Annotated in this window: 24 protein-coding genes; 20 read left to right on the top strand and 4 right to left on the bottom strand. The window is 25.6% G+C overall.

Features of this window, described 5'->3' with window-relative positions; all coding sequences use genetic code 11:
• Positions 1-47: 47 nt before the first annotated feature.
• Positions 48-1289, top strand: coding sequence for an AraC family transcriptional regulator (locus tag ABCP60_RS05425; RefSeq protein ID WP_343101424.1), 1242 nt, complete (start codon positions 48-50; stop codon positions 1287-1289).
• A 273-nt stretch (positions 1290-1562) separates the two neighbouring features.
• Entirely contained in the window at positions 1563-1703 is a 141-nt protein-coding gene (locus tag ABCP60_RS05420; protein WP_176698675.1) for a hypothetical protein, read from the top strand.
• Positions 1704-1823: 120 nt separating this feature from the next.
• Here ABCP60_RS05420 and ABCP60_RS05415 read toward each other — a convergent pair whose 3' ends face one another.
• On the bottom strand, positions 1824-2393 hold the full coding sequence (locus ABCP60_RS05415; RefSeq protein WP_343101423.1) for an HD domain-containing protein: 570 nt from the start codon (positions 2391-2393) through the stop codon (positions 1824-1826).
• 345 nt (positions 2394-2738) lie between these two features.
• Here ABCP60_RS05415 and ABCP60_RS05410 point away from each other — a divergent pair, with 345 nt between their 5' ends.
• The 11 genes from ABCP60_RS05410 to ABCP60_RS05360 all read left to right on the top strand — a co-directional run bounded on the left by ABCP60_RS05410 (position 2739) and on the right by ABCP60_RS05360 (position 13455).
• The gene (locus ABCP60_RS05410; protein ID WP_343101422.1) at positions 2739-3434 is read left to right on the top strand and encodes a Crp/Fnr family transcriptional regulator; all 696 of its coding nucleotides are present in this window, start codon (positions 2739-2741) and stop codon (positions 3432-3434) included.
• A 27-nt stretch (positions 3435-3461) separates the two neighbouring features.
• A complete protein-coding gene (locus tag ABCP60_RS05405; RefSeq protein WP_343101421.1) occupies positions 3462-4955 on the top strand; it encodes a YjjI family glycine radical enzyme in 1494 nt (497 codons plus the stop codon).
• A 2-nt stretch (positions 4956-4957) separates the two neighbouring features.
• A complete protein-coding gene (locus ABCP60_RS05400; RefSeq protein ID WP_343101420.1) occupies positions 4958-5770 on the top strand; it encodes a YjjW family glycine radical enzyme activase in 813 nt (270 codons plus the stop codon).
• A 99-nt stretch (positions 5771-5869) separates the two neighbouring features.
• On the top strand, positions 5870-7261 hold the full coding sequence (locus ABCP60_RS05395) for a TldD/PmbA family protein (RefSeq protein WP_343101419.1): 1392 nt from the start codon (positions 5870-5872) through the stop codon (positions 7259-7261).
• A gap of 2 nt (positions 7262-7263) precedes the next feature.
• Positions 7264-8604: a TldD/PmbA family protein gene (locus ABCP60_RS05390; protein ID WP_343101418.1), complete on the top strand. Its 1341-nt coding sequence runs from the start codon at positions 7264-7266 to the stop codon at positions 8602-8604.
• Between the two features lie 314 nt (positions 8605-8918).
• The gene (locus tag ABCP60_RS05385; RefSeq protein WP_092925587.1) at positions 8919-9302 is read left to right on the top strand and encodes a VOC family protein; all 384 of its coding nucleotides are present in this window, start codon (positions 8919-8921) and stop codon (positions 9300-9302) included.
• Positions 9303-9326: 24 nt separating this feature from the next.
• Entirely contained in the window at positions 9327-9785 is a 459-nt protein-coding gene (locus tag ABCP60_RS05380) for a YdeI/OmpD-associated family protein (protein ID WP_166505509.1), read from the top strand.
• 147 nt (positions 9786-9932) lie between these two features.
• Entirely contained in the window at positions 9933-11021 is a 1089-nt protein-coding gene (locus ABCP60_RS05375) for an SIR2 family protein (RefSeq protein WP_166505508.1), read from the top strand.
• Positions 11022-11070: 49 nt separating this feature from the next.
• Positions 11071-11559, top strand: coding sequence for a prolyl-tRNA synthetase associated domain-containing protein (locus ABCP60_RS05370; protein WP_166505507.1), 489 nt, complete (start codon positions 11071-11073; stop codon positions 11557-11559).
• Positions 11560-11630: 71 nt separating this feature from the next.
• Positions 11631-12323 carry a DUF554 domain-containing protein gene (locus tag ABCP60_RS05365; RefSeq protein ID WP_343101417.1) on the top strand — a complete coding sequence of 231 codons (693 nt, stop codon included), beginning with the start codon at positions 11631-11633 and terminating at the stop codon, positions 12321-12323.
• A gap of 274 nt (positions 12324-12597) precedes the next feature.
• On the top strand, positions 12598-13455 hold the full coding sequence (locus ABCP60_RS05360) for a kinase (protein WP_240275803.1): 858 nt from the start codon (positions 12598-12600) through the stop codon (positions 13453-13455).
• Positions 13456-13488: 33 nt separating this feature from the next.
• On the opposite strand, the gene ABCP60_RS05355 is transcribed toward ABCP60_RS05360, so the two are convergent.
• Positions 13489-13674 carry a hypothetical protein gene (locus ABCP60_RS05355; RefSeq protein WP_092925597.1) on the bottom strand — a complete coding sequence of 62 codons (186 nt, stop codon included), beginning with the start codon at positions 13672-13674 and terminating at the stop codon, positions 13489-13491.
• A gap of 281 nt (positions 13675-13955) precedes the next feature.
• Between ABCP60_RS05355 and ABCP60_RS05350 the strand changes: the two genes are divergently transcribed.
• Complete coding sequence (locus tag ABCP60_RS05350) at positions 13956-14603, top strand: hypothetical protein (RefSeq protein ID WP_271893106.1); 648 nt, start codon at positions 13956-13958, stop codon at positions 14601-14603.
• 101 nt (positions 14604-14704) lie between these two features.
• On the top strand, positions 14705-15277 hold the full coding sequence (locus ABCP60_RS05345; RefSeq protein ID WP_343101416.1) for an ABC transporter substrate-binding protein: 573 nt from the start codon (positions 14705-14707) through the stop codon (positions 15275-15277).
• A gap of 59 nt (positions 15278-15336) precedes the next feature.
• Here the strand turns inward: ABCP60_RS05345 and ABCP60_RS05340 are convergent, their stop codons facing one another.
• Positions 15337-16848: a recombinase family protein gene (locus ABCP60_RS05340; protein WP_343101415.1), complete on the bottom strand. Its 1512-nt coding sequence runs from the start codon at positions 16846-16848 to the stop codon at positions 15337-15339.
• A gap of 122 nt (positions 16849-16970) precedes the next feature.
• On the opposite strand from ABCP60_RS05340, the gene ABCP60_RS05335 reads away from it, so the two are divergent.
• Both ABCP60_RS05335 and ABCP60_RS05330 read left to right on the top strand, forming a co-directional pair.
• Positions 16971-17213: a hypothetical protein gene (locus tag ABCP60_RS05335; RefSeq protein WP_343101414.1), complete on the top strand. Its 243-nt coding sequence runs from the start codon at positions 16971-16973 to the stop codon at positions 17211-17213.
• A gap of 299 nt (positions 17214-17512) precedes the next feature.
• Positions 17513-17842 (top strand): hypothetical protein, encoded by a 330-nt coding sequence (locus tag ABCP60_RS05330; protein ID WP_343101413.1) that lies wholly within the window; start codon positions 17513-17515, stop codon positions 17840-17842.
• 27 nt (positions 17843-17869) lie between these two features.
• Here the strand turns inward: ABCP60_RS05330 and ABCP60_RS05325 are convergent, their stop codons facing one another.
• Entirely contained in the window at positions 17870-18262 is a 393-nt protein-coding gene (locus tag ABCP60_RS05325) for a hypothetical protein (protein WP_343101412.1), read from the bottom strand.
• Between the two features lie 148 nt (positions 18263-18410).
• Between ABCP60_RS05325 and ABCP60_RS05320 the strand changes: the two genes are divergently transcribed.
• From ABCP60_RS05320 to ABCP60_RS05310, 3 genes are all read left to right on the top strand, one after another.
• A complete protein-coding gene (locus ABCP60_RS05320; protein ID WP_343101411.1) occupies positions 18411-19094 on the top strand; it encodes a hypothetical protein in 684 nt (227 codons plus the stop codon).
• Positions 19095-19176: 82 nt separating this feature from the next.
• On the top strand, positions 19177-19419 hold the full coding sequence (locus tag ABCP60_RS05315; RefSeq protein WP_343101410.1) for a hypothetical protein: 243 nt from the start codon (positions 19177-19179) through the stop codon (positions 19417-19419).
• A 250-nt stretch (positions 19420-19669) separates the two neighbouring features.
• Positions 19670-20005: a hypothetical protein gene (locus ABCP60_RS05310; RefSeq protein ID WP_343101409.1), complete on the top strand. Its 336-nt coding sequence runs from the start codon at positions 19670-19672 to the stop codon at positions 20003-20005.
• The last annotated feature ends 628 nt before the right edge of the window (positions 20006-20633 follow it).

Below are 20633 nucleotides of genomic sequence, written 5' to 3'. Positions count from 1 at the left end.
TATTATTTTTGCTTTTGTATTATTTTTTTGACTAAAGGGGATTTTTTATGATTTTAAAAACAGAAATGTGTAATGATATAAATTTTATTTGTAATATTATATTTGATACTTTAAAAATACCTTTATATTTTTTTAGTAGAGATGGTTCATTAAAGTACTCTACAAAGAGTAAGAATAATCTATGTATAATTGATGATAGATTAATAAAATCTATTTCAGAAGTTTTTAACTTAAATACATTTATACCTGTTCCTGTGATTAAATCTACAGAGTATATGGAAAATTTTATATCTATTGGACTTTATATTGATAATGAATTTATTGGTAATTTTATTATTGGACCTTGCCTTTATGAGCCAATTGAATTTGATAATATAGATAATATTTTTAAACATAATATAACCCTTGAAGAAAAGAATATTTTATTAAAATATTATAACTCTTTACCAACTATAGACTTTAATACATTTATAAATACAAGTATTCTATCTTATTATTTAATTTATAATAAAAAGCTAGATTTTGATGATGTTATACAAATAAATTCTTATAACAATGATATAATCAGTAATATTTCTAGTAACTTTGAAAATATAGCCACTTTAGCTAGGCAAAATGATGTTTTTCATCATTCATTTGTGTATGAAGAGGCAATTATGGACTGTATAAGAACTGGGAACAAAGATAAACTAATTAAAGTTTTGTGTGATACTGTAAGTGGTAATTATGGTGTTTTAGCTAAGAATAACTCAATAAGATCAGTTAAAAACTTATTAATTACTACCGCTACCTTAGTAACTCGTGCTGCAATTTCTGGTGGAATGAATCCTGAAGTTGCATATACACTTAGTGATTCTTATATTCAACATATTGAGGAGCTTAATACACTTAATGATTTGAATAATTTGAGAATAACTATGGCTTGTGATTTTGCAGATAGAGTTCGTATTTTGAAGAATAAAAATTTTTCAAGTCCAATACTAGCTTGCATTTCTTTTATATATCAAAATTTATATAGTAATCTATCTTTAGAGGATATTTGTGAATATATTAATTTTAATCCTAGCTATATATCTAGGCTTTTTAAAAAAGAGATGGGTATTACTATAAGTGAATATATTTTAAAAGAAAAAATTGAAGAGGCAAAAAGGTTGCTTTTATCAGATGGTTATTCAATTTTAGAAATATCTGTATTACTACATTTTAACGATCAAAGCTACTTTACTAAAATATTTAAAAGGTTTACAGGAATGACACCTAAAAAATTTAGAGACTTTGGTAGGCTATAGTAAATTTTAATAAGAATTAATGAAATAACTAAATATAGATAATTTAAATTTATTTTTTGTAGTGACGAAAAATTAGATATAGATACAGAAGAAAAGAAGCCATTAAATTATTAAGCCATAAACATCATCCAGATAAAGGCGTAAATCATAAGACTATGTCAATGATAAACAATTTAAAAAATAAGTTAAGTATATAGTATAGTTGTCTGCTTTATATAACTATTTTATAATTGAAAAATAATTCAAGAAAATATATATCATGGGGGATAAAAAATGAAATCAAAAGGTAAAAAAATAATCATAGGAATAGCATTAGCAGTATTAGTTGGATTTGTTGGAATTAAAGTTACAGGTTATCAATATTCAGGGATAGATAAGAAAGCAATACTTACAACAGAAGATATTAAAAAATAATATTAATAAATTAAGAGATAACTCTATCTTAGTATATTCAACATTTCAATGACTAAGATAGAGTTATTTTAAATTGATATTTATAACAAAGTTAGCTAACATAGCCTTTATTCTAAATAACTAAGCTTCCTTCTTTTGAGCTATTTTTTCTGTCGTTCTTTGGTCTATTTCTTCCTTTAGCTCTTTTAAATAAGGAGAAAATTTCACCTTATCTGCACCATAAGTAAACTGTAAGTCATATTCTAGCGGAATCCAAGTACTAATATCCGCCTCGTTATGCTGAATGACTGCTTCTAAATTGTCTAATGCTTTGTAAAGCTTTGCTTCATCAGTATTTAGTTCATTCATTTCCTTTAAAAGCTCTGTGAATTCCTCACGATAAGGATTAGGGAAAGTTTTTATCCATTTGAAAAGTTCCTCATCTTCTTTTTTACTATCTTCTTCTTTCTTTTCAAAAGCAGGAATATCACCAGTAAAGGCTTCACCTAAATCATGAATCAAACACATACGAATTACCTTGTCCATATCAATTTTTGGAAATTCATCACGCATTAATAATGCCATTAATGCAATACGCCAGCTATGTTCTGCTACACTTTCATGGCGTCCGCTCGATGTCCATGAGTGCCTAGTATTGCATTTTAGTTTTTCTGCCACTGCTAATATATCTAGAAATGTTGTTGTATTCATACAAGTTTCCCCCCTAGAATTTTTATTTATGAAATTTTATAATAAATTCATATTTATCTATATGATATCTAAAATATCTTTATTTCGCATTATATATCAATTGCGAACTTTGATTATATTATATACAAAATTCAATTATTGTCCAATTAAAAAATAGTTTCATTAAATTTAAAGTGAAATATATTATCTTAATTAAGTTTAAAAAATCTATTTCTAATAGTATTTATTGTAATATAGGTATGTTTGTAGCCATTATTTAAAATATAAAGGGACATATGTCCTTTTACTTTTGTAAAACAATGATAAAATAAAATAAAAGTTAAATAGTTAGGAGAAACTTAAAATATGCAAGATAGCGTATTCTCTAATTATATAGAAGATAAACATACAAAAGAATTTATAAATAAAATACCTAATAACATAAAAAACAAATGTGAAATTATAAAAATTGAAAGAAAAAAAACAGTAGCATTAAAAGGCGAAAATATAAAAGACATATATATAAGTCTTGATGGAAAAATGCAAGTTAGAAATGAATTTGAAAATGGATTTGTATATAGTTTTGCCGATGTAGATTCTATAGCATATATAGGTGTTATGGAAATTATGGCAAATAAACAAGCTTATTCATCAACACTTAAAACTATAACAGATTGTATAATGCTTAAAATATCTACAAGTGATTTTATAAAATGGATTAAACTAGACCAAGATTTAACATTAAAAGTATTACACTTTGTATCAAAAAGCATGTATGAACAATCTTTAAACAAAGGGGAAGTTCTTGCATACCCAGCAGTATATTCACTAATAAATTACTTAATAGATATATTTGAAAGTGAAGAAAAAGATGTTGTTTATATATATAAAACAAGAGAAGAAATAGGATCAGTATTAGGATTTTCTATAAGAACAATAAATAGAAATTTAAAAGAATTAAAAGAAGAAAATTTAATTTGTGTAAGTAGAAAATATATATCAATAAATAAAGAGCAGTTTTATAAATTATTAAATAAACTAGATTCAATTAAAAGGAAATAATTAATATAAATTATAGGGGGAAAATATATGAATCAAGCACTAAACATTATAAAAAATGAAACTTTAACTTATAATCAGCAAGTACTACAGCTAGCAGGTCAAGGAGAAAGTACTCTTAATGTATTAAATATAGATGATAAAACAAAGACTTTGCTAGAAAAAAATATAATATGCACAATGTTTGAAGGTAATGCTCCTTATAGACCAAGATATGTTATACCAGATTATGAAAAACTAATGAAAGAAGGATGTAAGTTTTTAGAACTTGATATACCTACTGATATATGGGAAGCAACTAATAACTTATTAATATTTTACAAGCATGTTCCATCAATAACATCATATCCAGTATATTTAGGGAATATAGATGAGCTTTTAGAACCTTTTGTAAAAGATGAAGAAGAAGCTTATAAGGCTATAAAATTATACTTAAAACACATAGACAGAACGCTTACTGATTCATTTGTTCATGCAAATATAGGTCCAATAGATACTAAAGCTGGTAGGCTTATACTTAAAGCTATGAGAGAGTTACAGTGTGCAGTACCAAATTTAACTGTTAAATATGATAAAGACTTAACATCAAAAGAATTTATAACATTATGTGCACAAACGTCATTATCTACAGCTAAGCCAAGTTTTGCAAATCATAAAATGGATGTTGTTGATTTTAAAACTGAAAAATATGCACTTGCAAGTTGTTATAATGGATTTTTAATAGGTGGAGGGGGATATACCCTAGTTAGACTTGTTCTTAGTAGATTAGCAGAAGAATCAAGTTCTGTAGACGATTTTTTAGAAAATAAAATACCTTTTGTTACACAAAAGATGCTTGAGTATATAGATGAAAGAATAAGATTTTTAGTAGAAGAAGCAGCATTCTTTAAATCAAATTTCCTTGTTTTAGAAGGATTTATTAAAAAAGATTTATTCTCAGGAATGTTTGGTATAGTTGGACTTGCTGAGGCTGTAAACCATTTATTAAATGCAACTAATCAGGAGGACAGATTTGGATATTCAAAAGAAGCCAATGAATTAGGATTAAGAATAATAGAAAATATTAATTCTATAGTAACTTCACATAAATCAAAGTATACAGGATGTTTTGATGGTCAACACTTAATGCACGCTCAAGTTGGTATAGATACAGATACAGGAATATCTCCAGGATGTAGAATTCCAGTAGGAGAAGAGCCTGAATTATTTAAACATATTATACAATCAGCACCATATCATAAATACTTCTTCAATGGAATAGGTGATATATTTGTGTTTGAAGATACATATAAAGATAATCCAGAAGCTATAGTTAATGTTATAGATGGAGCATTTAAAACTGGAATAAGATATATATCAGCTTATTCAGATAGTAGTGATGTTGTTCGTGTTACAGGATATTTAGTTAAAAAATCAGAAGTTAATCAACTTGAAAATAAAAAGGCAGTTAAAAACAATGCAACAGTATTTGGTATGAATGCAAAACATGGTTCTAACGCTTTTGATAGAAAGCGTAGGGCTTAATTATGGCACTAGTCAATAAGATTATTCCTTTTTCTTGTATAGATGGACCGGGAAATAGAACAGCTATATTTTTTCAAGGTTGTAATTTTAAATGTACTTACTGTCATAATCCAGAAACTATAAATAAGTGTATAAATTGTGGTAAGTGTATTTTAACTTGTAAAGCAGATGCATTATTTAAGATAGATAATAAACTAGTTTGGGATGAAAAAAAATGTGTAGGATGTGACGATTGCATTAAAGCATGTGATAATTTATCAAGCCCTAAAACTAAAGATTATTCAGTAGATAAACTTTTTGAAGAAATTAAAGAAATAAGTCCATTTATTCAAGGGATAACTGTAAGTGGTGGTGAATGTACTCTTAACTCAGATTTTTTAGTAAAATTATTTAAAAAAGTCAAAGATGAATTAAACCTTACTTGTTTTATAGATACTAATGGAAGCATAGACTTAACAGAGCATAAAGAACTTGTTGATTTAACTGATAAATTTATGCTAGATGTTAAAAGTATTGATGAATATGAGCATATTAAATTAACAGGAGTAAGTAATGATATAGTGTTAAAAAACTTAAAATATCTTTTAAGTATAGAAAAACTTTACGAAGTTAGAACTGTTATAGCTCCTAATTTAAATAATGAAGAAACTGTAATAGAAGTTTCAAAGATTATTAAAGATAAGTGCAAGTATAAGTTTAATGCATATAGAAAATATGGAGTTAGAAAAGAAGGATTAGATTTTCATGGTGAAGTAGGACCTAGTGAAGAAGAAATAAATCAATATATAGAACTTAAAAATAAGTATTGTAAATAACTTATAAATAAATCATTTAAATATAGGACACTCGTATACATTGTATACGGGTGTTTTTATATATATAATATAAATATACGAGTAAATAGGAGGAAAATTATGTTATCTAAAGAAATAGCAACCAAAGTATTAGAAAAGTGCCTAATAACAGGTGCTGACTTTGCTGAAATATTTGAAGAAGACACTATAACTAACTCTATAGGTTTAATAGATGAAAAAATAGAAAATGCACTAGGGGGAAGAAGTTACGGTATAGGAATTAGAATATTTAAAGGATTAAAAAGTGTATATGCATACACTAATGACAATAGCCTAAACTCACTAATTGATACAGCTTATAAGGCAGCTTTAGCATTAGGTAGTTTAAAGGAAAATATAAGCATAACTTTAAATAATACTAAAATTTTAACAGATATAAATCCTATAAAGGTACATCCAAATTCTGTAGGATATAATAAAAAGATAGACGTTATGAAAAGGGCATATAAAAGTGCAAAATCATATGATAGTTCAATATCTCAAGTAAGTGTTGGATACTTAGATAAAGACCAACAAGTGTTAATAGCAAACACAGAAGGCCTATACGTAGAAGATAGAAGAATAAGAACTAGACTATCTATAAATTCAGTAGCATCTAATGAAACTGAAAATCAAACAGGTTTTGAGGGTCCTGGTGCGAGCATGGGATTTGAATTATTTGAAAAAATAGACCCAGAATACTACGGAAAAGAAGCATCTCGTGTGGCAGTAACAATGCTAAACGCTAAAAATTGCCCAGCAGGTAAAATGACAGTAGCAATAGACAATGGTTTTGGTGGAGTAATATTTCATGAGGCATGTGGCCATTCACTAGAAGCTACTTCTGTTGCTAAAGGAAACTCTGTATTTTCAGATAAGTTAGGTCAGCAAATAGCATCAACTAAGGTAACTGCAATAGATGATGGAACATTAACTAATCACTGGGGTTCAGCAAATATTGATGATGAAGGAAATCCTACTAAAAAGAATGTACTAATAGAAAATGGAATACTAAAATCATATATGATAGATAAATTAAACGGTAGAAGAATGAATATGAAAGCTACTGGAAGTAGTAGACGTCAAAGCTATAAATTTGCGCCTACTTCAAGAATGACTAATACTTATATAGCAAATGGTACTGATGATCCTAAAGATATAATAAAGTCTATAGACAATGGATTATATGCAAAAAAAATGGGTGGAGGATCAGTAAACCCTGTTACTGGTGAATTTAACTTTGCAGTATCAGAAGGGTATCTAGTTAAAAATGGTGAAATAGTAGAACCTGTAAGAGGTGCTAGTTTAATAGGAAAAGGTAGCGAGGTTTTAATGAATATAGATATGGTTGGAAACAATCTAAAACAAGCACAAGGTATGTGTGGTTCATCTTCTGGAAGTATACCAACTAACGTAGGTCAACCAATGATAAGAGTAAAAGAAATAACAGTTGGTGGAAGAGAGGAGAATTAGTCATGGAATTTAATGCTTTTAGAAAAATGTTGCTTAAAAAAGGATTAGAAGCTGGATTTAGTGAATGCGAAATATACTACACTCAAGGAGAAAGCTTAAGTATAAGTGTTTATGAAGGTGAAGTTGAAAAGTACAACTTAGAAAAATCTAAAGGACTTTCTTTTAGAGGATTAATAAATGGTAAAATGGGATATTCTTTTACTGAAATACTAGATTTTGATGCCTTAAATATGCTTATAAAAAATGCTAAGGAAAGTGCTTTAAATGTAGAAAGTGATGATGTTCAATTTATATATAAAGGTGATAAGAATTATAGCGAAGTTAAAACTTACAGTGAAGACTTAGAAAACATAGACCCAGCTAAAATGATAGATTTAGTACTTAATATAGAAAAAGAAGCTAAGTCTTACGATAAGGTCGCTAATATAAATGGTTGTAAAATATCATATAGTTCATCTAGTCATAGCATATATAACACTAATGGATTAGAGCTTAATAATAAAAGTAATATATTAATGGCTTATGTTGTACCTGTTGTTGAAGATAATGGTCAAAAACAAGATGGTATAGGATATTCTATAGTTAATTCTATAGATAAATTAAATCCAAAACAAATAGCTAAAGATGGTATTAAAGAAGCTATAAGTAAATTAAATGGAAGTAGTATAGAATCTAAAAAATATAAAACTATACTATATAAAGATGCTATGGCATCACTTCTTGAAACTTTCTCAAATACATTTAGTGCAGATGCTGCACAAAGGGGATTATCTCTTCTTAAGGAAAAAGAAGGTGAGATTATAGGAAGTGAAGTTTTAACTATAGTTGATAACCCACTTTTAGATAATGGATTAGGGTCAACTCCTTTTGATGATGAAGGTGTGGCAACTTATAAAAAAGAATTAGTATCTAGTGGTAGATTAAATACATTACTTCACAACTTAAAAACTGCAAATAAAGCAAATACTAAGAGTACTGGTAATGGATTTAAAGCATCATTTGCATCAAATATAGGTGTTGAGTGTAGTAACTTATATATTGAAGCTGGAGATAAAGATTTAGATGAACTTATGAAGATAGTTGATGAGGGAATAATGATAACTGATTTAGCAGGGCTTCACTCTGGAGCTAACTCAATAAGTGGAGATTTTTCATTAGCTGCTAAAGGATTTTATATAAAAGATGGAGTTAAGACTCATCCTATAGAACAAATAACTGTTGCAGGAAATTACTTTGAATTATTAAAAGATATAGAAGTAGTTGGAAGTGATTTAAAATTCCCTATGAGTAATGTTGGTTCTCCTTCTGTTATAGTTAAGGAGCTATCAATAGCTGGTAAATAAGTAATAAAATCTAATAATTTATATTAATACAAAAACAATCAGTAGAAGTTATCTTATTAAAACTAAAATAAATAAGATAAAAACTTAGGCTATGGAGCAATCTCCATAGCCTATATTTATTTATGATATAAAAATATGTAAGTTAATGATAAAAATTTAGCATAATTTTTATTAATAATAAGATATACATTTTGTTTTTTGGGGTATATAATCTTAAAAAGAATATGTTTATAATATTATCTCAAATTAATTTATAGAACTTGAAATAAAAAATTAAATATGTAGTTTTTTACAACAATTTAGGAGGAAATTATATGATAGACAAAATAGGAAAAATAACTATATATGTTAACAATCAAGAAGAGGCTAAAGAGTTTTGGATCAACAAAATGAACTTTATAGTTAAATTAGAAAAGCAAATGGGACCTTCTATGAAATGGCTAGAAGTTGGACCAAGTAAAGAAGAATTTACTACATTTGTTATATATGATAAAAATATGATGTTATCTCAAAATCCAAAAGCAAATGTTAATCATCCTAATATAATTTTAAGTACTAGGGACATAGAAAATACTTACAATAAAATGAAATCAAATGAAGTTGAAGTAGGAGAATTAATGATAATGCCTTATGGAAAAATATTCTCATTCAAAGACCAAGATGGTAATGATTATCTAGTTAGAGAAGATATATACTAAAGATTTGTGCCTAGAGAGGAAAATATGATCTATGAGTTTGAAGCAATAATACAGAAAGTACCAGATAAAGATGCTACATTCATTGAAATACCATTTGATGTTGAAACAGAATTTAATGCAAAAAGGATAAAAGTAAAAGCTAAATTTGATGGAGTCAAATATAGAGGATCTATAGTAAATATGGGCCTAGGATGTTATATAATAGGGATAACTAAAGCCATAAGAAAAGAAATAGGTAAAGAAGCTTTAGATAAAGTATTTGTTGAAATTGAAAAAGATGAAGAGGAAAGGGTAATTGAATTACCAGGTGATTTTAAAAATGCTATTAACGAAAATGAAGAAGCTATGAAATTTTATGAAAGTCTACCTTACTCTTCAAAGAAAAAATACTATCAATGGATAACAGGTGCCAAAAAACAAGAAACTAGAAAAAAAAGAATAGCAGAAGCAGTTTTAAAATTAAAATCAAACACTAAATTATAAATAGTAAACTTATAACCACCTTAATGGTGGTTTTTTTACATAGTTTACTAAACATAGATCATTTATTAAGAAAATTTATGATAAATTATAAATTTTAAAAAATTTAATATAATAAATAAAGACTTTAAATTAGTAATGGAGGGCAAAATGAACATAAGTATATTCCTTGGAGCAGGAGCATCTGCTGCTGAAAATTTACCAATACAAAGTGACCTTTTTGTAGATTACTTTAAAAGTTTAAAAGATAATGATTTTGAAAGTGACATGAATAAAGAACTATATAAATTCTTTAAACAAATGTTTGATATAGATATAACAAAAGATAATATAGATAAAGTAAACTTTCCAACCTTTGAAGAAGTATTAGGACTTCTTGATTTGGCAGAAAAAAGAGGAGAAGCTTTTAAAAACTTTGGGATGGAAAATTTAAGTAACAAAAGTGATAGCATAAGATTTTTAAGACAATATTTAATTTTATTAATGGCAAAGGCAATACATGAAAGTGAAAATAGAAATAACAAATACCATAAGCTATTAGTAGATAATTTATCTAAAGCAAACTTAATAGAAAAGACAACATTTATAAGTGCAAACTATGATATACATGTAGATAATACCATAGCATCCTTATATAGTGAAGAAAAAAATCATATAATGCTAGATTATGGAGTTGATTTTACTAACTTTTATGTAAAAGATGGCTGGAGAAAACCATTTGGAAAAACTATAAAGCTATATAAAATACATGGATCATTAAATTGGCTATACTGCCCTATATGTAACAGCCTAACATTAACTCCTTATGAAGGAGGGGTTATGAGATTATTATATAATATAGAAGATGCTAAATGTTTAGAGTGTGGTGAAACTACTATACCTATAATAATACCACCTACATACTTTAAAGATATGTCAAATGTTTATATATCTAATGTTTGGAGAGAAGTAGAAAAGAATTTACGAAACGCAGATATACTTGTATTTTGTGGATATTCTTTCCCTGATTCTGATATACATATAAAGTATATGTTAAAAAGAGTTCAAGGTAGTAGAAGAAAACCTCCTTTAAAGATTATGGTATTTAATAATCATGAAGGAAAAAAAGATTACTCTATGAGAAAGGAAGAAGAAAGATATAAAAGATTTTTAGGAAAAGATGTGATATATACAGAAGGCTCTTTTCAAGATTTTTCTAGAAATCCATTAAAGTACTTACAAGAAATTACTAATATTTAGTATAATTAAATATAAATAATATAATCACAAAATATATAAGGAGAAATATATGAACATAGAGACTAAAGTATACAAAATATTAGATGATTTAAATATTGAGTATGAAGTATTTGAACATGAACCAATATACACAGCAGAGCAGTTAGAGATTATAAAGGATGTAGCTAAGGGAAATCATTGTAAAAATTTATTTTTAAAAAATTCTAAAGGAGATAGATATTATCTAGTAGTAGTTAGAGATGATAAAAAAGCAGACTTAAAGATATTAAAAGAACAATTAGGAAGTACTAGATTATCTTTTGCATCAGCAGAAAGGCTATATGACACATTAAAACTTACACCAGGTAGTGTTAATCCATTTTCTATAATAAATGATGAAGAGAAAAAAGTAACCTTATGTATAGATAAAGATGTATTAGATGGACAAAATTTAAACTTTCATCCTAATATAAATACAAAGATGGTTAATTTATCCTCAGAAGGTCTGAAAAAGTTTGTACATAGTATGGGATATGATTTAATACCTGTAGAAGTTTAAACTATATAAAATGGAGGTAAATAATATTATTTAAGGGATAAATTTTAGGATTAAAATATTGGGGGGATATTATGATAGGAACTATTGTAAATAGTATATCTATTGTTTTAGGTTGTATAATAGGAATTATTGTCAAGGGAAGACTAAGTGAAAAAATAAGTACAACTGTAATGAATGGTTTAGCACTTTGTGTTATATATATAGGAATAGAGGGAGCATTTAAAGGAGAAAATACACTTTTGACTATAGTTTGTATAGCTTTAGGGGCTTTATTAGGGGAAATTATAGATATAGACAAATGGCTAAATAAATTAGGGAATTATTTAGAAGTAAAGTTTAATAAAGATAAAGAAAAAGAAGCTGTATCTATATCTGAAGGATTTGTGTCTGCTAGTTTATTGTTTTGTGTTGGAGCTATGGCTATAGTTGGCAGTCTTCAAAGTGGGCTAAGTGTAAATCATGAAACATTATTTGCTAAGTCTATATTGGATGGTGTTAGTGCTATTATATTTACATCAACTCTTGGTATAGGTGTTTTATTTTCAGCAGTATCTGTATTTTTATATCAAGGTATTATAACAATACTTTCATCTAGTTTGTCGGGAATACTTTCAATCCCTGTTATAAATTCTATGACTGCCATAGGTAGTTTACTTATAATAGGTCTTGGACTTAATATGTTAAAGGTTACTAATATAAAGGTAGCTAATTTACTTATAGCAGTATTTTTACCTATTTTAGCAGGGATGACTAATATTATATAAATAGTATTAAGTAAAAAGAGTGAATTATCTAATGCATAAGATAATTCATTTTTTATGTTTTTGAAAAATATTATTAATGGTTTTAATAAAAAATCGAATTTTGTATATAATGCTATCAAAATTTTACCAAAGACCTCTTATTAATATAAAATAACACCATATATTTAAATAGAAAAAATAAAACGTTAGACAAATTACGTATTTAAAAGGAAAATAAATTTTAAAATCAAATATTAGAAGTATAGAAGGTTTTATATTGATAGGGGGAAATTAAATGGTTACATTTGATATAAATGGTGCAGTTGTAGAGTTTGATGAAAAAATGGATAATTACAATAAGGTAAGACGATTATTTAAGTTATATGCTATAGAAGTTAGTGAGAGTTTTTACAATGAAGGGATTAAATATCTTCAAAATATAAATAACCTACAAGAATACTGTAAAAATGATGGTTATAAATACATAGAAGAAGGGCTAAAAAAGGCTATAGAAACTATAATAAGCTTTAATGTAATAACAATAGACATAGATGTGTTTAAAAATAGCTATTGCGAAAAATACTTAAACTATGAAAGAATGTGTAATAACTTATTTAAAAGTAAAGGTAAGAGAAACAACTCTAAAAATAATGAAACTAAATCAATATTAGAATCATTATCTAATCATTTGTATAATGATTGCTTTAACATACATATGGCAGTTGTAGATGCACTTGTAGAAAATAAAGTAGATAATATTGGCTTTTTTATAGATGAAGAAAGCAAGCAAAAATCTAATGCACTATTTAATAATTACAAAGATGGATTTATAACTAGATTAGATGAAGCTCAAATAGTTAAACAAATAATACATTTAAATCCATATAGAGAAGAGGTATATAAGTTTTTAATAAAAGAAGATGGAGATTTTAATAAAGAAATAGAACGATTAACAATTTACTTAGGGTATGACATAAGTGATTATAAAGATTATTTAATGGATAATTATGTTAAAAAGTTATTAAAAGAACATTCTTATAATCTTGAAATAGATAAGGAAAAAATAGAAAAATATGCAAAGTATGTAGGTTGTACTAATTCATCTATATATACAGCTAGGATAGATGCTATATATACTTTTGAAAATGCATAAGAAAAGGGCTAGGTAATCCTAGTCCTTTTTATATCAATAATACAAGATATCATCTTTTTCAAATCCATAATTTGTGTTAGGAATACTATTTGTATAGTAGTCATATTCTTCAAAGTATTCATCATCATATGATAAAACATCATTATCATAAGTAAACTCATTGAAGTTTAGTAGGTTTAATACACTACTTTTTTTAGATGATTTAAAAGATAATCTCATAATAAGCACCTCGTAATTCAAAGTTAGATATTAACACATCCAACTTATTATATTCTTATAATTAGTATTAATACATATATAGATAAATATTCATATAAAAAAATTTTAAAATGGATATAAATTATTTTACAACACACCTTCTAAATTAATTTAAATTTTAAGAACAATAATATCTTATTTAAAAATATAAGCACATAATTACAAAATAATAAAAATATACTTTATACTGAAAGAATTTAAAGTTAATAATCATAAATAATCTATATTAAAGGGAGTATTTTATGAATAATGATAAAGCTATGCATATAAAAGAACATAATAAATTAAAAATATACAACCAACATATAAAGTCCTTTATGTATTGTACTAACAATATATATATATATTCTGTGAGTGAAGATGTTAATTTAGCTAATAAAATATATAAATATATTGATAAAAGTACTAAGAAAATAAAGCTAAACCATAGAATAAACATAAGTATAAGTGAATCTTGTAGTGATAATTTTGATATTAATGAATATGACTTAGCTATATTAATAAAGAAAGGTGTAAGTATGCATAAAGGTATGTGCTTTTACTGCAAAACTTGTCCATCTATAAGAAATTGCAAAAGTAGGGCAATGCAAAGAATTTGTAAGGATGTTTGTATAGATAAAGAAAAATGTATAGGATGTGGAGAATGCATTAAAAGATGTTATTTTAAAATAATAGAAAGAGATAAACCAAATTATAGGATATATATAAAGAGCAAATTAATAGTTGAAGTAAGTACACAAAAGGAACTACTTGAAGTTATAGAAATTTTAGTAGATTTTTATAAAGATATTTATGATAAATATGAAAGTTTTACTCAGATGATTAATGGCATAGGAATTAATTATATTACAGATGCATTAAATAAAAAATTTATTGTAAATAAGTATTAAAAATAAATCCCTTAAGTGAGGTTGATTTATTAGAATGTAACAATTTTAATGAAGAAATAATATTATATATCAGTAGTTAAATCTCAACATGGGGGGATATTATGTTTAAAAAAGCTGTTACACTTATAAGTTCATTAGCAGTTGGTTTATTATGCATAACAGGTTGCAGCCAAGATGTTAGTGAAGGAGGAAAAACTGATGAGAAAAAGCTAGATAAAGTAACAATAGCTGAGGTTGCTCATTCAGTATTTTATGCACCTCAATATGCAGCTATAACTCAAGGATTCTTTGAAGAAGAAGGTATAGACATAGACCTTATAAATGCTCAAGGAGCAGATAAAACTATGGCAGCATTAATATCTGGAGAAGCACAAGTAGGTCTTATGGGACCTGAAGCATCTATTTATGTTTATAATCAAGGAGAAGAAAACTATGCAATAAATTTTGCACAACTTACTAAAAGAGATGGAAGTTTTATAATTGCTAGAGAAGAAATGCCAGATTTTAAATATGAAGATTTAAAAGGAAAAGAAATACTAGGTGGAAGAAAAGGTGGCGTACCTTTAATGACACTAGAATATGTATTAAAACAAAATGGACTTACAATAGGTGAAAATACAAAAGCTGGTGAAACAAATGTAAGAACAGATGTGCAGTTTGGTGTATGCTTATAACATTTAAATTTATACTAAAATATGGATATTTAGTTTAAATTAAATATCCATATTAAATATTAACTAAGTTTAATTTTTAAATCTATTTCAAATTTAACTTTTTTCTTCCTTGGTTCTTTATAGTATACAACTTTATCTAGTACACTTTTAAGTAAGTTATTTTTTTCCTTTATATCTTTTGCACTTTCATACAATTCTAAAACATTTTCTATAGAGTATATTATTTCATTTAAATCAATTATCTTTTCATTTTCTAATTTTATATCTTCTTTTACTTTTTCAATAGCATTACTATTTTCTTTAATCTTATCTGCTAATATCCTAGATCTATCTAAATAAGTATCTACATCATAGATACCTTTCTCTAATAAATCATGTAAATTTTCTTTCTGCTTATTTAATGCAATAGATTCTTTTTCAAGAGAAGAAAGAGTGCTGTTTAAAGAGGGGATATTATCACTTTTAGGATTATTTCCTGTTATATTTTGCATTTTATAAACTGCTAAATAATCTTGAAGTGAATTTAAAATCTCTTTTTCTAAAGTTTCTAACTTTATACCGCTTATATCTTTACAATGTGTACATACCATATACTTTACATACCCATTTTTAGTTGTTGAGAATTTTCCAACCATTGTATATCCACACTCTCTACAGACAACCAACCCAGCAAGTGGATTAGTTAACTCTTGATTGCTTTTAGTTGGAGATACCTTTCTAGAACTTCTTATTTTTTGAGCTTTATTCCACATATCTTCACTTATTATAGCCTCATGCAGTCCTTTTGATTCTATTTGGTCTTGTTTTTGACTTAAATACCTCTTACTTTTTCTTCGTTCTTCTTTGAACCAAATTACATATCCGCAATAAGTTTTGTTTTTGAGTATATCTCTAATTGCTTTTCCATACCAATCTAATCCTGTTGATGTTTTATATCCTAATGAATTTAAGTAGTTAGCTATAGAGTCAGCACCATTATTACTATTTACATACATATCATATATTATTTTAATAACCTCAGCTTTTTCATCATCTATTACCATTAATTTCTTACCATTTTCATTAAATGCAAATTTATATCCATATGGTGGACTTTGAGCTATATATTTACCTTCTTCAACTGATTTAATTCTTCCCCTTTGAAGTCTTCTAGTTATTAATTTTAATTCTTTACGAGCCATAAATGCTTCGAATTCACTATATTCTTCATCAAATTCATTATTTAAGTCATAAATTTTACGAGGAGTAATAATTTTAGTTTTAGACGTTTTAAAAGTATCTAAGATAAGTCCTTGATCTTGCATATTACCTCTACCTAGTCTATCTATGTCCATGACTAAAACTGCATCATAAAATCCACTTTTTACTTCTTCTAAAAGCTCTAACATCTTAGGTCTATAAGATATACTTTCACCAGATACAAGCTCTTCTTTTATTTCTACTATATTTAAATTTTCTTCTTTTGCTATTTTTAGAAGTGTAGTTTTATGTCTATGAAGAGTTTCATATTCGCCTTCTTTTTCTGCTTCTATATCTGCACGAGATTTTCTTAAGTATATACAAGTATTCATTTTCATACCACCTTTCAGAAGTATTATAACTTAAAATTGTATAAAAATGTATTTTTTGTAACTCTTAATAGCCTAATTCTATGTTATTACTGACTACATAAACAAATAAAGGAGTAGTATATATGGAAAAACAAATTTTAGATTTATTAAATAAAATTGATGAAAAATTATCTAATATTGAAAAAGAACAACAAGATATGAAAAGTGAAATAAGATTATTAAATGACAAGGTTGATAATTTAGAAATAAAAGCTAATATAATAGATAGCAGAATAATTAGAATAAATAAAAAGTTAGACTCAACTAATAATCAAGTAGCAAGAAATATGGAAGTTGTAGAAGACAGAAAAATGAAGTTACAATAAATCTTTGAAATATACAACATGAAAATATGAAAAGAAAAAGGCTAGAGATCAATTTAGTCTTTTTCTTTTTTTAGTATGATTATACTGTAAAATATTGGAATATTTTGTAGGAATATGATAAAGTTAATAAAAAGAATTAGGGAGACGTCTAAATAATATGTGTTTTATATTCGAATATATTAATACAGTTGTAGCATTAGCATTGATAGTATTTATAATATGGGCATCAATTAGTTGTAAATAATATAACTTTAGTAATAATTTTTATTAAAATAAAATTGAAAATGGAGAGCTGATGAATGAGAAAAATAAATACTAGTAAAATAATAAAGATTTTATTTTTTATGTATTATTATTCTGTATGTATAAAAATAATTATACATAGTGATTATGAGTTAGAATATGCAGTAATATCGTTTATGTTAATGATATTACCACTGGTAATATATGCATCATTGAATTTAGCTATAAATGGCAAAAACTTTTTATCCATAATATCCATATTAATATATATAATCATATTTTGTTTAATATTATATGGTGAAAACAAAGGTTTAAAAAATAGAAAAATATATAACCAAATGTCAAATGAAAAAAATATAATACACATGACAGATGAAATAGGGTGATACAATAAAAAGACTAGGAAAAATAACCTAGTCTTTTATCATATTTTTCTCAAGATATTTTATATCTTTTAGAAATAAACACATATCATTATTAGATATACTATCCCAAATATTAAATAAATTGTCATAAAGATACTTATATGAATATGTTTTATATAATTTTGAATATGCAAGTTTAATTCCAAAAAAGTAAATTCTATTGATATCATTGGATTTAATAAATTTATATACATTAGGGTTTGAGTAATAATTACATTCATTTTTTAAAGACTTTTTTAATTTTTTTAAAGTTTTCATAGCTTCTTTGTTATTTTTTTCTGAGATGTATTTCAATCCTTTACTAGACTCTGAAATATAAAAATTTATATTTTCTATGATTTCATATTTAAATACTTGTCTTTTATCGAATTCTAAATACATATATATCACCCCTTAAAAATAGAGTTATATTTTAACATTATTATATATCATTTTATATTCTAATAATTTACAAAAATGTTAAAAATAATATAAAAATATACATAAATTGTGATATAATTCTCTTTGGAAAATTATAGGATGGGATTTGATGATTAAAAAGTTTAAAAGTTTATCCAAAAGGAACCAGTGGATAGTAGGGATAATATCATTTTTATTGTTACCTATAACATTAATACTTTTATCAGCTAATATAGCAATTAATGGATTAAAACAAGGAAAGATAGGAAAGTCCATAGGGGGAGTACTCGCATTATTATTAGTTATAGGAATTATTTGGCAAGATGATTCGGGCATAACAACAGAGACTTACAAAGAAAAAGAATTAGAGTTGAACAAAGCAAACATTGAATTAAGTAAAGTTAAAGAAGAATTAAATCAAAGTAATGAAAATATAAGAAAACAAGAGGAAACTATAGAAAGTGCTAAACCGTACTTAGATTTAAATGAAAAAGATAAGACAAAAGTAATGACTTTTATAGACAATCTTAAAAATGAAGAGAATAATACATCATATGAAACAGATAAGCCTGAAATTGTTGGAAGTGTAAACACAGAAAAGGCTGAAAATAATGAAAGCAAAAATATAGAACAGATAGAAGAGCAGCAAGAACCTGAATCTAATAGCGAATCAACTGTTTATGCCAATGGAGGGCGTTCTAAGTCAAATAAGTACCACTCATCTCCAACAGCTCATAATATGGAAGGTGCCATAGGTATGAGTGAGAGTGAAGCAAGATCAAAAGGTTATGTGCCTTGTAAGAAATGCTATTAAATATAAAAACTATAATGATAGCCTGTACCAAAATTTATATTATTAATATCTAAAAACATTTTATAGATATCAATATAGTGGAGTGAGAAATATAGGAGAAAGAAATACAAATCAACTAAAGGATAAGATTCTATGTGAAATTGACAAAACAGAATATATAGAAATGATGCCAGATGTGTATATAATATTAAGCATACTTATAAATCTTAAAGACTGTGAAATTGATATATCAAATATAAGGGGATATATAAAAGAGAAGTTTAAGTTAGAAAAGACAGATGAAGAAATTATGGATGTATATAGACTTATTAAATTTTATGAGTAGAATAAAAAAATAAAAGTGTGTTAGATTATTTATTTATAGCAACATATTATTGTAGTAACTTTTAGATGATAAATATAAAATAAAAACTATTGTAAATTATTAAATTTAAATTGATCAAAGTTTTTCATATATGATAGTAAATAATAAAATAACAGTAGTTTATGATACAATGCTTTCTTATTTTATAATAAAATATTTTTTGAGATAAATATTTCGTTATAAATAGCTACAAAAGGAGAATGGTTACAGAATGACATCATTGAGAAAAGAAGAAGCATATTTGTATTTAAAGAATTTTAATCTTTATAAACTTCAACTAGAAAAACTTAAAATAAGTTTATATAAAGAATCTAGCAAAGAAAAATTACAAGAAATGAAAAATATTATTAAATCAACAAAATTAAGAATTGATATTGTAGAAGATGCTTATAATGATTTAACAAAAGTAGAACAAAAAATGTTCAGATACTTATATATTTATGAATATCCAATAAAAAAAATTGCTAAAAAATTTAAAATAAGTATAAATACAGTTTATATTAAACAACTTAAAATAATAAAAGTTGTTGCTAATAAATTAGATTAAAAAATAAAAGCACAGTAGATTATAATATTGTGCTTTTATTTTGTAATTTAAATTAAGTTTTAAAAATTAAATGATATAAAAAACAGGAAACGTGTCTTAAAGGGCATATATTGGATATGTTACCCATTATATGAGAGATTAAAACTTGAAAAATAAAAGTTTTTTATACATAAACATAAAAAATAAATGAAATTAAGAATTTACAGAAAGTATTCAAATAATGGTAAAATATAGGAAATACATTTTCATTAAGAGGGAGCGAGGAGTATGCTATATATTTTCATAGTATCAGTAGTGTTGATATTGAGTTTAAAATATGCATTTTCAAATTTTATAAAGATGAAATATAAAGTAAAAAGTTCGGAAATTCAAGAAATCAAGTCAGAAGCATTAGACAAGCCAGTATGGTTTTTCATAGTTTTATTTATAGCGATATATTTAGTAATTATGCTTGAATATAATATTATTTTTATAATAATAACATTACTATTAGTGGTAGGGGAGTTTCTATATGGATTGAAAAAGGTTAAAAAATTAAATGAAAATAAATACATTATATACTATATAGGAGAGTCGGTAATATCATTTTTATTAATTATATTATTAATTATAAAAATATGTTTTATAT

This window comes from Romboutsia sp. MSSM.1001216sp_RTP31141st1_G3_RTP31141_220114 (assembly GCF_039031195.1).
GTDB classification, from domain to species: domain Bacteria; phylum Bacillota; class Clostridia; order Peptostreptococcales; family Peptostreptococcaceae; genus Romboutsia_C; species Romboutsia_C hominis.
Note: the sequence above shows the minus strand (reverse complement) of the source record. Positions and strands in the feature narration are given on the sequence as shown.

What these genes read in the sequence shown, in the direction of transcription:
- ABCP60_RS05425 (WP_343101424.1), top strand. Translation starts at nt 48, where the DNA reads ATGATTTTAAAAACAGAAATGTGTAATGATATAAATTTTATTTGTAAT.
- ABCP60_RS05420 (WP_176698675.1), top strand. Translation starts at nt 1,563, where the DNA reads ATGAAATCAAAAGGTAAAAAAATAATCATAGGAATAGCATTAGCAGTA.
- ABCP60_RS05415 (WP_343101423.1), bottom strand. Translation starts at nt 2,393, where the DNA reads ATGAATACAACAACATTTCTAGATATATTAGCAGTGGCAGAAAAACTA.
- ABCP60_RS05410 (WP_343101422.1), top strand. Translation starts at nt 2,739, where the DNA reads ATGCAAGATAGCGTATTCTCTAATTATATAGAAGATAAACATACAAAA.
- ABCP60_RS05405 (WP_343101421.1), top strand. Translation starts at nt 3,462, where the DNA reads ATGAATCAAGCACTAAACATTATAAAAAATGAAACTTTAACTTATAAT.
- ABCP60_RS05400 (WP_343101420.1), top strand. Translation starts at nt 4,958, where the DNA reads ATGGCACTAGTCAATAAGATTATTCCTTTTTCTTGTATAGATGGACCG.
- ABCP60_RS05395 (WP_343101419.1), top strand. Translation starts at nt 5,870, where the DNA reads ATGTTATCTAAAGAAATAGCAACCAAAGTATTAGAAAAGTGCCTAATA.
- ABCP60_RS05390 (WP_343101418.1), top strand. Translation starts at nt 7,264, where the DNA reads ATGGAATTTAATGCTTTTAGAAAAATGTTGCTTAAAAAAGGATTAGAA.
- ABCP60_RS05385 (WP_092925587.1), top strand. Translation starts at nt 8,919, where the DNA reads ATGATAGACAAAATAGGAAAAATAACTATATATGTTAACAATCAAGAA.
- ABCP60_RS05380 (WP_166505509.1), top strand. Translation starts at nt 9,327, where the DNA reads ATGATCTATGAGTTTGAAGCAATAATACAGAAAGTACCAGATAAAGAT.
- ABCP60_RS05375 (WP_166505508.1), top strand. Translation starts at nt 9,933, where the DNA reads ATGAACATAAGTATATTCCTTGGAGCAGGAGCATCTGCTGCTGAAAAT.
- ABCP60_RS05370 (WP_166505507.1), top strand. Translation starts at nt 11,071, where the DNA reads ATGAACATAGAGACTAAAGTATACAAAATATTAGATGATTTAAATATT.
- ABCP60_RS05365 (WP_343101417.1), top strand. Translation starts at nt 11,631, where the DNA reads ATGATAGGAACTATTGTAAATAGTATATCTATTGTTTTAGGTTGTATA.
- ABCP60_RS05360 (WP_240275803.1), top strand. Translation starts at nt 12,598, where the DNA reads ATGGTTACATTTGATATAAATGGTGCAGTTGTAGAGTTTGATGAAAAA.
- ABCP60_RS05355 (WP_092925597.1), bottom strand. Translation starts at nt 13,674, where the DNA reads ATGAGATTATCTTTTAAATCATCTAAAAAAAGTAGTGTATTAAACCTA.
- ABCP60_RS05350 (WP_271893106.1), top strand. Translation starts at nt 13,956, where the DNA reads ATGAATAATGATAAAGCTATGCATATAAAAGAACATAATAAATTAAAA.
- ABCP60_RS05345 (WP_343101416.1), top strand. Translation starts at nt 14,705, where the DNA reads ATGTTTAAAAAAGCTGTTACACTTATAAGTTCATTAGCAGTTGGTTTA.
- ABCP60_RS05340 (WP_343101415.1), bottom strand. Translation starts at nt 16,848, where the DNA reads ATGAATACTTGTATATACTTAAGAAAATCTCGTGCAGATATAGAAGCA.
- ABCP60_RS05335 (WP_343101414.1), top strand. Translation starts at nt 16,971, where the DNA reads ATGGAAAAACAAATTTTAGATTTATTAAATAAAATTGATGAAAAATTA.
- ABCP60_RS05330 (WP_343101413.1), top strand. Translation starts at nt 17,513, where the DNA reads ATGAGAAAAATAAATACTAGTAAAATAATAAAGATTTTATTTTTTATG.
- ABCP60_RS05325 (WP_343101412.1), bottom strand. Translation starts at nt 18,262, where the DNA reads ATGTATTTAGAATTCGATAAAAGACAAGTATTTAAATATGAAATCATA.
- ABCP60_RS05320 (WP_343101411.1), top strand. Translation starts at nt 18,411, where the DNA reads ATGATTAAAAAGTTTAAAAGTTTATCCAAAAGGAACCAGTGGATAGTA.
- ABCP60_RS05310 (WP_343101409.1), top strand. Translation starts at nt 19,670, where the DNA reads ATGACATCATTGAGAAAAGAAGAAGCATATTTGTATTTAAAGAATTTT.